Origin of the sequence: Actinomyces glycerinitolerans (assembly GCF_900098745.1) — a bacterium.
GTDB lineage: Bacteria > Actinomycetota > Actinomycetes > Actinomycetales > Actinomycetaceae > Actinomyces > Actinomyces glycerinitolerans.
In genome coordinates, this window is sequence record NZ_FQTT01000001.1 from 129,849 (window position 1) to 143,308 (window position 13,460).

Annotated in this window: 12 protein-coding genes; 7 read left to right on the top strand and 5 right to left on the bottom strand. The window is 68.1% G+C overall.

Annotated features, from left to right (window positions below; genetic code table 11):
- Positions 1-11: 11 nt before the first annotated feature.
- From ACGLYG10_RS00490 to ACGLYG10_RS00505, 4 genes are all read right to left on the bottom strand, one after another.
- Positions 12-755 (bottom strand): glycerophosphodiester phosphodiesterase family protein, encoded by a 744-nt coding sequence (locus tag ACGLYG10_RS00490; RefSeq protein ID WP_073327045.1) that lies wholly within the window; start codon positions 753-755, stop codon positions 12-14.
- Between the two features lie 38 nt (positions 756-793).
- Positions 794-1,780, bottom strand: a complete 987-nt coding sequence (locus ACGLYG10_RS00495; protein WP_083565240.1) for a M23 family metallopeptidase — start codon at positions 1,778-1,780, stop codon at positions 794-796.
- 122 nt (positions 1,781-1,902) lie between these two features.
- Positions 1,903-2,994 (bottom strand): hemolysin family protein, encoded by a 1,092-nt coding sequence (locus ACGLYG10_RS00500; RefSeq protein WP_073327046.1) that lies wholly within the window; start codon positions 2,992-2,994, stop codon positions 1,903-1,905.
- Entirely contained in the window at positions 2,994-4,361 is a 1,368-nt protein-coding gene (locus ACGLYG10_RS00505) for a hemolysin family protein (protein ID WP_170866418.1), read from the bottom strand. Before ACGLYG10_RS00505 ends, ACGLYG10_RS00500 begins: the two co-directional genes overlap by 1 nt.
- Before the next feature lie 205 nt (positions 4,362-4,566).
- Between ACGLYG10_RS00505 and ACGLYG10_RS00510 the strand changes: the two genes are divergently transcribed.
- The 7 genes from ACGLYG10_RS00510 to ACGLYG10_RS00540 all read left to right on the top strand — a co-directional run bounded on the left by ACGLYG10_RS00510 (position 4,567) and on the right by ACGLYG10_RS00540 (position 12,782).
- Complete coding sequence (locus tag ACGLYG10_RS00510; RefSeq protein ID WP_083565242.1) at positions 4,567-5,190, top strand: TetR/AcrR family transcriptional regulator; 624 nt, start codon at positions 4,567-4,569, stop codon at positions 5,188-5,190.
- A 142-nt stretch (positions 5,191-5,332) separates the two neighbouring features.
- Complete coding sequence (locus tag ACGLYG10_RS00515) at positions 5,333-7,483, top strand: glycoside hydrolase family 3 protein (protein WP_139240675.1); 2,151 nt, start codon at positions 5,333-5,335, stop codon at positions 7,481-7,483.
- A 29-nt stretch (positions 7,484-7,512) separates the two neighbouring features.
- Complete coding sequence (locus ACGLYG10_RS00520; RefSeq protein ID WP_083565245.1) at positions 7,513-8,781, top strand: MFS transporter; 1,269 nt, start codon at positions 7,513-7,515, stop codon at positions 8,779-8,781.
- A 157-nt stretch (positions 8,782-8,938) separates the two neighbouring features.
- Positions 8,939-9,529, top strand: a complete 591-nt coding sequence (locus ACGLYG10_RS00525) for a GDSL-type esterase/lipase family protein (RefSeq protein ID WP_073327762.1) — start codon at positions 8,939-8,941, stop codon at positions 9,527-9,529.
- A 169-nt stretch (positions 9,530-9,698) separates the two neighbouring features.
- The gene (locus tag ACGLYG10_RS00530) at positions 9,699-11,033 is read left to right on the top strand and encodes an ABC transporter substrate-binding protein (protein ID WP_073327049.1); all 1,335 of its coding nucleotides are present in this window, start codon (positions 9,699-9,701) and stop codon (positions 11,031-11,033) included.
- On the top strand, positions 11,030-11,911 hold the full coding sequence (locus ACGLYG10_RS00535; protein WP_073327051.1) for a carbohydrate ABC transporter permease: 882 nt from the start codon (positions 11,030-11,032) through the stop codon (positions 11,909-11,911). The genes ACGLYG10_RS00530 and ACGLYG10_RS00535 overlap by 4 nt, the downstream gene beginning before the upstream one ends.
- Position 11,912: 1 nt before the next feature.
- Complete coding sequence (locus ACGLYG10_RS00540; RefSeq protein ID WP_073327053.1) at positions 11,913-12,782, top strand: carbohydrate ABC transporter permease; 870 nt, start codon at positions 11,913-11,915, stop codon at positions 12,780-12,782.
- On the opposite strand, the gene ACGLYG10_RS00545 is transcribed toward ACGLYG10_RS00540, so the two are convergent.
- Positions 12,783-13,406, bottom strand: a complete 624-nt coding sequence (locus tag ACGLYG10_RS00545; RefSeq protein ID WP_244542514.1) for a TetR/AcrR family transcriptional regulator — start codon at positions 13,404-13,406, stop codon at positions 12,783-12,785.
- Positions 13,407-13,460 lie beyond the last annotated feature (54 nt).

The window sequence follows — 13,460 nt, forward strand, 5'->3', positions numbered from 1 at the left end:
CACCCGCCTCATCAACCGAGCACGTCCAGCGCCAGGGTGGGGCGGTCGGTGATGACCGCGTCGACTCCGCTGTTCGCCAGCGCGCGCATCTGCTCGGGATCGTCCACCGTCCACACGTGCACCTCCATCCCGAAGGCGTGCGCCTGGGAGATGAAGCGAGGGGTGACCACGGGTATGCGGTGGAAGCTGATCGGCACCTGCACGGCGTCTACCTGCTCATTGCTTCCGGTCCGCCGACCGCGCCGTACCGGCAAGGCCGCCTGACTGCGCACCATGAGCCGGGCGACGTCGCCAACCCCCAGGGAGGTGGTGGCCCGCGGCTCCTGACGCCGCAGCACGGCCAGTCGCCGTGCCGAGAAGGAGGCGAAACGCACCCGTCCCAGCGCGTCGGCGGCGCGCACCGCCCGCAGGGCGGGTTGGAGCACGGCGGAATCCTTCAAATCGATGTTGAAACTGATCCCCGGGTGAGCGGTTAGCGCCTGGTCCAGCCGCACGAACGGGCGCCCATCGCCGGCGTCCACGGCGGCCAGTTCCTCCCAGGTCAGCTCGGCGATGCGCCGTGGGTCACCGGCGGTGCGCGCCAGGTCTGCGTCGTGGGAGAGGACGACGACGCCGTCGGCGGTGGCCCGCAGGTCGGTCTCCATCCAGGTCAGGCCGAGCGCGGCCACGTGCTCGACGGCGCTCCACGTGTTCTCGGCTACCTCACCGCCCCCGCCCCGGTGGGCGACGACGGCGCAACGGCGGGTTGGGCTCATAGGTCGGATTCTCACAGGCGGCTGTGACTCGCGCACGCTCAGGAGCAGTCGGTGGTCAACTCGACGGCGCCGTGCTCCTCGAGCCACTCCTCCGGCTCCACCGACGACGAGTCCTCGGTGGTATTGGCGTTACGCACCTCGAAGTGCAGGTGCGGGCCGGTGGAGTAGCCGGTGGAGCCGACACCGGCGATGAGCTGACCTGCCTCCACCTGGTCGCCCTCGGAGACGTAGATGCCGTCCTCGTACATGTGCAGGTACCGGGTGTACCAGATCTCGCCGTCGATCTCATGCTCGATGGTGATGGTGCCGGTGCCGCCCGACATGCCGGCATCGACGACGGTGCCGGCGGCGACCGCGTAGATGGGGGTTCCGGCGGCGGCCGCCCAGTCCTGGCCGGCGTGGAGTTTCATGTACCCCAGGGTGGGGTGCAGGCGGTAGCCGTACGGTGAGGAGACCGTGTAGGTGCCCGCGATCATGGGGAAGAAGACCTCTGGGGTGGAGTTGAAGGCGGCGGTGTCTCCGGAGGCGCCCGTGGTCTGGGCGGCGCAGGTGGCGGAGGCGTTCTCATAGGCCTCACGGATGCGCGCCAGGGTGGCGGCGTCGGGCACGTTGGACAGTTCCGGGTCGGAGGCGGTGTCGACGTCCGCATCCGAGCCGAGCACGGCGGCCGCAACCGAAGCCGAGGGATCGGTGCTGCTGGCGCCTGCGCTTGCGGGCACCGCGCCGCTGAGGTCCAGTGCCGCCACGGCCTGTGGGGCGGTCAGCAGGTTCGAGCGCAGCGGGGCGACGACAGTGACCAGGGTGAGGACCACCAGCACGCCGGCGCGCGCGACCGCGCCGAGGGGACTGCGGTGGCGCGGGGCGGCGAGACGGTGAGAGGAGGGACGCTGGGAGGCGAGCCCTGCCGACGCGGATGTTTCTGGCGGCGGCGGGGCGGGCGAGGTCGCCACGCGAGTCGTGTGCTCGACGACCGCCTGCCGGCGTTCGGCAGCGCGCTCCGCTTCACGACGCTGGCGCCGTGTCATGGGCTGTTCAGCCACCCCGTGCCTCCGAAGGTAGTGCTCGCGGCCGCCCGGCGGGCCGCCCGCAGCACTTTAGCTAAACGTGATGCTCCCGTGCCAGGACGGTGGTCACACCTCAGGCGCGCTCACGCCTGTCCGCGTTCCCGCCGCTGGAATTCGTCGCGCTGCATGGCGTCATGCACCTCACCTACGAGCTCTTCCAGAATGTCTTCCAGGAAGACCACGCCGAGGGTAGTACCGGCCTCGTCCTGTACCCGGCCCAGGTGCGCGCCGGAGCGCTGCATGGCGGCCAACGCGTCCTCAACCTCGTCACCGGCGTGTACCGGCACCAGGGCACGCACGCGCCACTGCGGCACCGGCTCGGTGCGGCTGTCCTCGGATGCGTACAGCACATCCTTCAGGTGCAGGTAGCCGACCACGCCCGCGTCCGCCGCATCGGGGTCGATCTGAGTGCCCCGGAGCACGAGGAAGCGGGAGTAGCCGGTGGTGGCCACCGTGTGCTCGACGTCGTCCGGGGTGAATCCGGCAGGCAGGGTGACCAGGGCGTCCACCGGCACCATCACGCTGCCTGCGGTCTCCTCGGAGAACTCCAGGGCGCCGGACAGCAGGCCCGTGTCGTCGTCGAGAACCCCCTCGGCGGTGGAACGCTCCACGATGGAGGCGACCTCGGCGGCGTTGAAGGCGGCCGAGACCTCGTCGCGCGTCTGTATGCCGAACAGGTGCAGCACGCCGTTGGCGAAGCCGTTCAAGGCGGTGATGATGGGGCCCAGCAGCCGGGACAGACGCACCAGGGCCGGCACCACCCAGCGGGCGGCCGTCTCGGGCGCGGAGATGGACAGGTTCTTGGGCACCATCTCCCCGGCCACCACGTGGGCGTAGACGACCAGTACCAGGGCCAGCACCACGGCGATCGCATGCGCCCCGGCGGTCCCCACCCCGAGGCGCGCGAGCAGCGGCGTCAGCAGGTGGGCGATGGCCGGCTCGGCCACCACACCCAGCCCGGTAGAGCAGACGGTCACGCCCAGCTGGGCGGTGGCGAGCATGCGGGAGACATGCTCTAGCGCCCACACGGCGGTGGCGGCGCGCCGGTCACCGGCCTCGGCGAGCGGTTCGAGGCGAGCGCGGCGCGACGAAGTGACGGCGAACTCGGCGGCGACGAAGAAGGCGTTGCCGGCCAGCAGCACCACGGTCAGGATCAGGGCGAGGGAGGTACTCATCACTGCGGTTCCTCTCCCCCGGCCTCTGCTGCCGCTCCCCCGGCGGACGCCCCGTCGGCGGTGTCCGGAGTAGTGAGCGGGTGGATACGCAGGCGGGTGATGCGGCGCCCCGCCATGGCCTCCACGGTCAGCACCGCCTGCGGCGTGGCCACGGCGTCGCCGACCTCGGGGATGCGCCCCAGTTCCGTCATGACCAGGCCCGCCAGGGTCTCGTAGGGGCCGTCGTCGGGCACCTGTATGCCGGCGCGGTCGACCAGCTCGTCGGGGCGCAGCCAGCCCGGTACCAGCCAGTCGCCGGCGGCGTCGGCATGTGCACCGGAGCGGCGCCGGTCGTGCTCGTCGGCCACGTCTCCGACGATCTCCTCCACGGCGTCCTCCAGCGTCACCACGCCGGCGGTGCCCCCGTACTCGTCCACCACCAGCGCCATCTGGCTGCCGGTGTCGCGCAGTTCCACCAGTAGGGCAGCCAGTGGCATGGTCTCCGGCACCCGGTGGGCGGGAGTCATCAGGGACGATGAGGTCACCGGTACCTCCGCGCGTTTGGCGTAGGGGACGGCGATTGCGCGGCGCAGGTGGACGATGCCGAGCACGTCGTCGGCGTCGTCACCAATGACGGGGAAGCGGGAGTGGCCGGTGGCTCGGGCCAGGTCCACCACGTCGGCGGCCGTGTCCTGCTCGGTCAGGGTGTGCAGGCGGCCGCGGTCCGTCATGACGTCGACGGCGGTCAACCGTCCCACCCCGATGGAGCGGGTCAGCAGCGCGGCGGTAGAGACGTCCAGAACCCCCTCCTCGGCACTGTGCCGCACCAGGGCGGCCAGTTCGGAGGCGGAGCGGGTGCCGCTTATCTCCTCGGCCGGCTCGATCCCCATCCGGTGCAGCACCCGGTTGGCGGTGCCGTTGAGCACGGCGATCACGGGTTTGAGGACCGCGCTGAACCCCATCAGGAAAGGGGTGACGGCGCGGGCGGCCCGCATGGGGTCGGACAGGGTGGCGTTCTTGGGGATGAGTTCACCGACCACCATGGAGAAGGCGTTGACGAGGATCAGGGCGGCGGCCGCCGCCACACCGGTGGCGACCGCCTGCGCCAGCCAGGTGGACAGCAGGCCGGTCAGCAGCGTGGACAGTGCGGCCTGCATGGTGTAGCCGAGCAGGATGGTGGTCAGGGTGATGCCCACCTGGGCCCCGGAAAGCAGCGTGGACAGGCGGCTCAACGCTCGGCCGACCCGGGCGGCCCCGCGGTCGCCGGCGGCAGCGCGCGTCTCCACGGTGGAGGGGTCCAGAGCCACCAGAGAGAACTCTCCGGCTACAAACAGTGCGGTGCCGGCCGTCAGCAGCACGCCGACGGCGATCATCAGCCACTCCCTCACGGGCGGCCTCCCGCGGGTCGACGGGCCGAGTCGGGGTGGGGGTGGTCGGATTCCGTGCCGGAGCGGTGGCGCCTGCGCGCCCGGCGAGCGTTTCGTCGCATAGTGCTGGCACGCTATCACCTTCGCCCGCCACCGCGGTGCCCGCGCGGCGCAATGCACACCGCTTATTAATCGACGGCGAGACGCCCCGTGAAATACTGGGCGTGTGCCCGGAGTCAGCATTCGCAAGCGCGTCCGCCTCAGCGCGCCTGAGCGGCGTCGCCAGATCGTAGACGCTGCCACCGCCCTCATCGCTGAGCGTGGGTACTGGGGCCTCTCTGTTCAGGACGTTGCGGATGCTTGCGGCATCACCGTCAATGGTGTCCTCCATCACGTGGGCTCCAAGGATGGGCTCCTCATCGCCGTTCTCGAGGCGCGCGATGCCGCCGACGTAGCAGCCTTCGCCCGTTTCCTCGGATTGGAGGGGGGCAGCGGGGACGACGGCGAGTCGGTGGCACGGGCCGCCCACGCGGCCGGTATCAGCTTTGATCGGGTATGCGAGGCACTGGTTCGCCGTAATAGTGAGCAGCCCGAAATCGTGCGGCTGTACTCCATCCTCGAGGGGGAGTCACTGTCTCCCTCACATCCGGCGCACGCCTACTTCGCCGAGCGCCAGCGGCATGTTCTGGGGGTTTTTGCCTCCTACGCGCCACCGCAAGAGGACCCCGCCGTCTTCGCTGCCCGGGTGCTCGCGCTTATGGACGGCCTGCAGATCCAGTGGCTGCGGGACCCGGACTCGGACCTCGTGTCCATGTGGGCGAAGGTCTCCGCGGGCCTGCTGACCCGCTGACCACGCTGCTCATAACCCGACGCGCGAGACCCGACTATTTAGGCCTACCAGCCACACCCCCTTGTACACCCGCCCCCACTCACGTACGCTTACTTCATACCTCATAGGTATGAAGTAAGCGATGGTGCTCACGAAGGAGACAATGATGTCGACCCGCTTCGAACAGGCTGCCCGCGCCGTGCGCGACGGCAGCACCGCCGAGCAGGAGGCCCAGGCCCTCTATGACCAGATGACCGATGAGGAGCGCCTGTGGCTCCTCGACGGCGACACCCCGTTCTGGGAGGGCCAGACGAACATGCTCACCGAGGGCTACAACGTCCGCCCTATCGTCCACGGACACGTCGAGCGCCTCGGCATACCCGGGTTGCGCTTCTCCGACGGCCCCCGCGGCGTCGTCATGGGGCACTCCACCGCCTTCCCGGTGTCCGTTGCACGCGGTGCCACGTGGGACCCTGCGCTCGAGGAGCGCGTGGGCGAGGCCATTGGCGAGGAGGTCGCGGCGCAGGGTGGGAACTTCTTCGCCGGCGTATGCATCAACCTCCTGCGCCACCCCGCCTGGGGGCGCGCACAGGAGACCTACGGGGAGGACCCCGTACTCCTAGGGGAGATGGGGGCGGCCCTCACCCGCGGCGTACGGCGGCACGTCATGGCCTGCGCGAAGCACTTCGCCCTCAACTCCATGGAGAACGTGCGCCTCAAAGTCAATGTTCGGGCCGACGACGCCGCACTCCACGAGGTATACCTCCCCCATTTCCGCCGCGTCGTCGAGGAGGGTGTCGACGGCATCATGTCCGCCTACAACAAGGTCAACGGTTCGTGGTGCGGGCATTCCAAGATGCTCTTGACCGACACTCTCCGCACGCGCTGGGGCTTCAAGGGGGTGACCGTATCCGACTTCGTCTTCGGCATCCGCGACGCCGCCGATAGCCTCGAGGCGGGCCTGGACGTCGAGGAGCCCTTCCGCCAGATCCGCGGCGAGCACCTCCAGGAGGCCCTTGACGACGGCCGCACGAGCTGGGGGGCCGTACACCGCTCCTGTCTTTCCATCCTGTCCACCCAGCTGCGCTTCGCCGCGGAGCACCTGGACGAGGACACACCCAGCCCCAAGGTCGTCGCCGGGCCGGAGCACACGGCGCTTGCGCGCGAGGTGGCTACTCGGGCCGTGGTCCTCCTGCGCAACGAGAAGGTCGACGGCACCCCCGTCCTGCCACTCGACGCCTCCGGTCTGCGCCGCCTCGCCGTCATCGGCCGCCTGGCGGACGTGGCGAACACCGGCGACCACGGATCTTCCGACGTCCGCGCCCCGTACGTAGTCACTCCGTTGCAGGGGCTGCGCGAGGCCCTCCCCAACGTCGAGATCATCCACGTCCCCGACGACGACCCGCAGGCCGCCGCCGCGGCCGCAGCCGGATGCGACGCAGCCGTCGTCGTCGCCGGTTACACCGCGGCCGACGAGGGCGAGTTCGCCGACCCCAACAGCTTCGGGTCCGACCTGGACGACCTGTTCCCCTCGCCCCCCGGGGACGACGACGGACCGCACCAGGCCTCCATGGCCGGCGCCGAGGCCATTGGCGCCGGAGGCGACCGCGAGCGCCTGACCCTGCGGCCGGTGGACGAGGCGATCATCCGTGCCGTTGGTGCCGCCAACCCGCGCACCGTCGTGGCCGTGATCACCGCCGGCGCCGTGCTCACCGAATCCTGGAAGAAGACCGTCCCCGGGATACTGGTCTCCTGGTACGCCGGCATGGAGGGCGGACGCGCCCTGGCGGACATCCTCCTGGGCGCGGCAAACCCCTCGGGACGTTTGCCTTACGCGGTGCCCACGAGCGAGGAGCACCTGCCCTTCTTCGACCGCGACGCCACCGAGATCACCTACGACCGGTGGCACGGTCAACGCCTGCTCGATCGGCTCGGTGTCGACGCCGCCTATCCCCTCGGGTTCGGCCTGTCATACACCGGTTTCGAGCTCGCCGATGCCTCTGTCAGCCGCACGGGGGCGGAGACGGCGCGGGTCGACGTCGAGGTCCGTAACACCGGCGGCCGCGACGGCCGCCACGTGGTCCAGGTCTACGGCGTGCGCCCCGGAATCGGCGACCGACATCTGCTCGGCTTCGCCGGGGTGGACGTGCCCGCAAGGGAGTCTCGTCGTGTCACGGTCATGGCTAGCTTGCGTCCCCTGCGCACCTGGAGCGCCGACGCCGACGATCTCCTGCCCGCAGTCGGAACGGTGTCCCTGACGGTCGCTGCGCACGCCGCGGACCCCTCCGCCCTGTCCCTTGAGCTTGCCCTGTGAGCCGACCGCCGCAGTCAAGGAGAAGCCCCATGTCCACCGCCCCTGCCGCGCAGCCCGCGGCCGCAACGGCCTCCAAGCCGTCCCCTTCCACACTCATCCGCATCGGCGTCGCCCTGATAGCGGGCAACCTGTGCTGGATCGCTCCCTTCGTCGCAGGCGTTTCGGTGCTAGTACCCGCCAAGCTGGAGATCATCGCGCCCGCCGAGAAGGTCGAGGCCGTAGCCTCGCTGTCGGTCATCGGGTCCGTGGTCGCGCTCGCCGCCAACATCCTCTTCGGAGCACTGTCGGACAGGACACGTTCGCGCCTGGGCCGACGCCTGCCGTGGCTGCTCATCGGCTCCGTTGGTACCTCCGTATGCTTCGTGATCCTGCCGCATATGGACAGCGCCCGCGGCATCATCCTCGTATGGTGCGTCTTCCAGGGCTTCCTCAACGCAATCGTCGCTCCGCTGGTGGCCATCATCCCGGATCGCGTCCCCGAGCGCATGCGCGGCACCTTCTCCGCGATCTACGGCGTCGGGACGACGGTGGGCTCGGGGATCGCATCCATCATCGCCTCGCGGTTCATAACCAATCCCGACTCCGGGTTCCTGCTCTTCGCCGTTGTGCTGCTCCTGGCCGGCCCTCTCGTCGGCCTCATAGCACCTGACAAGTCGAACCGGGACGCCCCACGGGCCGCCTTCGACCGTGAGACACTACTGAAGAACTTCTCCTTCCCCACGCACAACTGCCGGGACTTCTACCTGGCGGTGATCGGTAAGTTGCTGTTCGTCCTCGCGATGTTCTGTGTTACGGGTTATCAGCTGTACATCTTCACCGACCACTTCCTGGTGTCGGCCGACGCTGCTGGGTCCCTGATCGCCCTCATGGCGACCATCCAGATGGTCGGATCGCTGGTCGTCACCCTTGTCTCCGGGCCGCTGTCCGACCGTATCGGGCGCCGGAAGCCCCTGGTCGTTCTGGCGTCGCTGATCATGGCGGTCGCACTCGCCTGTCTCGTGGTGTGGAAGGACCCAATTGCAATGCTGCTCTTCGCAGTCCTGGGATCCGGTATCGCCTTCGGCATCTACACGGCGGTGGATCAGGCCCTGAACTACGAAGTCCTCCCCGACCCGGAGTCCGCCGCGAAGGACCTGGGAATCATCAACATGGCCAACACCGGTGGACAGATCATTGGACCGGTAGTCATGTCCTTCGCGATCACGTCACTCGGCGGCTATACGCCGGGCTTCGTGGTAGCGGCGAGTGCGGCCTTGGCCTCCGCCGTGCTGATCGGGCTCATTCGCTCAGCGCGTTAGCGGCCGACGCGGCATCACGCCCCGCACGGTGCGCTGCGGGGCATGCGGACGATGGCAGTATGGGTCCCGGCGCCCTCCGGACGGAGGACGCCGGGACCCAACGGCTTGCCGCGCAGCCGTTGAAGCAGCCTAGAAGTGAGGAGCGGAGCGGGTGGCCATGGAGGAGACGAGCCTGTGCTTCATCGGTGATGAGCTGGTGTCCGGCTACGGGGATGCCCGCGCCCTGGGGTGGACCGGCCGGGTTATGGCACGCACGCCTCGCGAGCTGGGCATCATGTGGAACACCTTGGCCGTCCCGGGCGAGACGACGGCGCGACTGGCCGAGCGCTGGCAGGGTGAGGTTGCCCGCCGCACCACGCACGCCGGCGTCAACCGGCTGGTGATCGGCCTGGGCGTCGCGGACGTGATCGCCGGCGTCTCTCACGCCCGCTCCCGCCTGGCCATCGCTAACGTGCTGGATGCGGCCACCAGTGAGCACCGCTCCTGCTTCGTGGTCGGTCCACCGCCGCTGCCGGCGGCGGACCCCGACGGCACCGCGGCGCTGTCGCGGGCGGTCGGCGAGGTGTGCCAGCGGCGGGGCATCCCGTATGTGGAGACCTTCGAGCCGCTGCGAAACCACGACCAGTGGCTCACCGATGTCATTTCCGACGGCGGCGGGCACCCGGCCCAGGCCGGTTACGGGTTGCTGGCCTGGCTGGTGCTGCACCGCGGCTGGTACGAGTGGCTGGGCGTGCCTGCACCCCGGTAAGTGAGAGCCTCACAACCCCGCACAGCGACAACGTCGTGGCGGGACCCTACGGACGAGAGCTTCCGATCCGAGACATTGCACGTTACACTCGTCACATTTCTTCGCGGCTCTCCCCGAGAGTAGAACGGAGAGGGCCACGGCTGAACTCGACGATGAGTGAGGAACGATCGTGCACACCTCCATCCCACGACGCGCCTTTCTCGGCCTGGGCGCCGCTGCGGCTATGACCGTCGGCGGCTGCACGACGACGAACAACCGCGCCGAAACCGCTGGTGCCATTCCGCCCGCCTCGGGTCCGGTGACGCTCACCTACTGGTCGTGGCTGAAGGACCTGCAGATCGTCGCCGACCTGTACAACCAGGTGAACCCGAATGTGAGGGTGGAGGTAACCTGGATCCCCTCCTCCACCTCCGGCGGTTACCAGAAGCTCTACTCCGCGCTCGCAGCCGGTGGCGGCCCGGACATAGGCCAGGTGGAGATGCGAATGATCCCCGAGTTCGTCCTCGCCGGCGACCTCGTGGACATATCTCGCTACGGGGCGCGGGAACACAAGGATCTCTTCGATCCCGCCGCCTGGAGCTACGTGGACCTGGCCGACGGCGTGTACGGCATCCCACAGGACACGGGTCCGGTCGCCCTGTTCTATCGCACGGACGTGTTCGACGCAGTGGGTGCCTCGCCGCCCACCACCTGGCAGGAATGGGCCGACACGGCCCGCCTCATCCAGGAGAATCGGCCCGGGACCTACATGGACGTGTTCAACGTGGCCGACGGCAATATGCTCGCCACACTGTGCCAGCAGGCAGGCGGGAACTGGTTCGTTCCCGAGGGCGAGGAGTGGGTCATCAACCTCACCGATGAGGCCTGTCTCCAGGTCGCCGCCTTCTGGGACACGGCGATCGACGACGGACTGGTCAATACCGCATTCGGTTCCTTCTCCTCCCCCTGGATGTCCGCGATGGGCGCAGGCACCCTGGCCACGCACACCAACGGCTCCTGGGCGGATGCCCTGATCGAGGCCGTGCCTTCAGGCGCGGGAAAGTTCAAGGTCGCTCCCATGCCCCGTTGGGACACCGGTTACGGATCGAGCTACTCCGGGGGGTCGACGGCCGCAGTCATGGCCAACTCCCGACATCCGCAGGAGGCCACGGACTTCATCATCTGGATGCACTCCGACCCGCAGGCTCTGGACTCCCTGATCACCAACTGCGGCACCGGTTGGTCGCCTGCGGCGGACTACATAGGCAAGGTGCGCGAAGGCCCCAGCGAGTTCTTCTCAGGCCAGAGCTACAACACCGAGGTGATCGCCCCCATGGCCCGGGAACAGAACCTGGACTGGCTCTGGCCGCCGCTGTGCCAGCAGTCGATCAACATCGTCGCCGACGGAATGCGGCGCAAACTCACCGACGGCACCTCGCTGGTGGACTCCCTGGCGATCAGTCAAACCGAGATCGTCCGGGCCTTCCAGCGTCGTGGTCTGCGAGCCAGGGAGGCGGAACAGTGAAGAAGAACGCGGCGCCCTACCTCTTGGTGGCGCCATTCATGCTCGTGTTCCTACTGACGTTCATCGTGCCGATCGCGGTGGCCGTGGTGCAGTCCTTCACCCGCACCCGCTACACCGGACTGTACGGCGAGGGCGGCACCACCGAGACCTTCGCGGGCTTGGACAATTACGCCACCGCCCTGGCCAATGCCAACTTCACTCAGTCCATTGGGCGGGTGCTGCTGTTCGGTGCCGTGCAGGTCACTGTCATGATCGCGGCAGCCACCGTCCTGGCACTGCTGCTGGAGTCAGCCGCGGCGCGCTGGCCGGGCCTGTTCCGGGCCCTCTACTTCATGCCTTACGGCGTGCCCGGAGTGATCGCCACGATCCTGTGGTCCTTCCTGTACATCCCCGGGCTGTCTCCGATCGTGGACGCCTTGGCAGTGGTGGGCATCCAGTACGACTTCCTCGCCGAGGGCAACGTGCTGTGGTCGATCGCCAACATCGTGACCTGGGCGTACACCGGCTACAACATGCTCATCATCATCGCCCAGCTCAAGGCGATCCCCGCCGAGGTGTACGAGGCCGCGAAGGTCGATGGGGCAGGACCCGTGCGCATCGCCACCTCCATTCAAATTCCGCTCATCCGCCCGGCGCTGCTGCTGACCATCGTCTTCTCCATCATCGGCACCCTTCAGCTGTTCGCCGAGCCGCAGATCCTGGCGACGATCGCCCCGGCCATCAACACCGAGTACACGCCCAACTACTCGGCCTACACCTGGGCCTTCCAGTACAACGACTACGGTGTCGCAGCCGCCGAGGCGGTCATTATTGCGGCGGCCGCCTTCATCCTGTCCTTCATATTCCTGCGGGCCACCACCGGGCGAGGAGGGGACTGACATGGCAGATCGCAGCAGCCGCGAGGCCGGGGCACGCCGATCCACGACCTTCTTCGTCACCAGCGTCCTGGTGCTGGTGTCGCTGTACTTCATCATTCCGGTCCTGTGGGTGGTCATCAACGCCACGAAGACCACCGATGATCTGTTCTCCACCAACGGCTTCTGGTTCGGTGGGAGTTTCGCCCTGGTGGAGAATCTTCGCAACGTCCTGACCTCCAACGGTGGGATCTTCCCGCGCTGGTTCGTCAATTCCCTGCTCTACTCGGGGGCCGGGGCGCTGCTGGCCACATATTTCGCGGCCGCGGCGGGCTATGCCCTGTCCAAGTATGAGTTCCGCGGGAAGAACCTCATGTTCGGGCTGGTCATGGGAGGGGTGCTGGTTCCCGGCACGGCCACTGCGCTGCCGCTGTTCCTCGTGTTCAGCCGGATCGGGATCACCAACACCTACCTGGCCGTCCTAATCCCCGCCGTCGTTTCCCCCTTCGGCCTGTTCCTGTGCCGGATCTACGCCGACGCCGCGGTGTCCACCTCACTGCTCGAGGCAGGCCGGATCGACGGGGCCGGGGAACTGACGATCTTCCACCGGATCGCGCTGCGACAGATGGTGCCCGCCCTGGTCACCGTCTTCCTGTTCCAGTTCGTGGCGATCTGGAACAACTACTTCCTGCCGTTGATCATGCTCGCCGACGAGCGCCTCTACCCCATCACCCTGGGACTGAACACATGGCTGTCCCAAACCAATCGGCTGCCGGAGTTCTATCAGTTGACCATCGGCGGGGCACTGCTCAGTGTCATTCCGCTGGCGATCCTCATGCTCGTGCTCCAGCGGTTCTGGAAGGGTGGACTCACCGAGGGGGCAGTCAAGGAGTAATCAGGAAACGGCCTTCTCCAGCGCGGGCAGCCACGCGATGACCTCCTCAATGCCGGCGCGCAGATCCGTCGCGTAGCCCTGATCATGCCAGTTGCGCAGCACGGCCATGAACGCCCAGAACACCCCGGAGGCAAGAACCCGAGCGGTGGCGAAGTTACATCGCCCGGACCGGGCCACCTCCGCGGCGATGGCATCAACCTCCTGGTTTATCACCAGGGACATGGCCCCCTGAATGGAGGGGACCTCAAAACACAGACGTGTACGCAGCACGACCATCTCCTGGTCGTGGCCGAAGTGATCGGTCCAGATGTCATCCAGAACTCGGCTCACCGCGTCGGCCAGGTCGATCCCCTGAGCCAGGCGATGCCCCAACTGGTCGCGTATCTGTTCGTCGTACTCGTCATGAAGGACGAGTCCCTCCTTGGTGCCGAAGTACCGGTAAACAGTGCTGGGTGAGACCAGCGCGGCCTCGGCGACCTGCTCAATGCTGACCGTATCGAAGCCCCGCACCTCGAACAGACGAAGCGCCTCATCCTGGATGTGACGCATGGTCGCGGCCTTCTTGCGGGCGCGCAGGCCCGGACGAGGGGTCGATGTCGCACCCGCCGAGGGGGAATCGACCATGGGCATCACACCTCCTGTCGCCTGACGCCGTCACCCTGCGGACACCGTCACCCT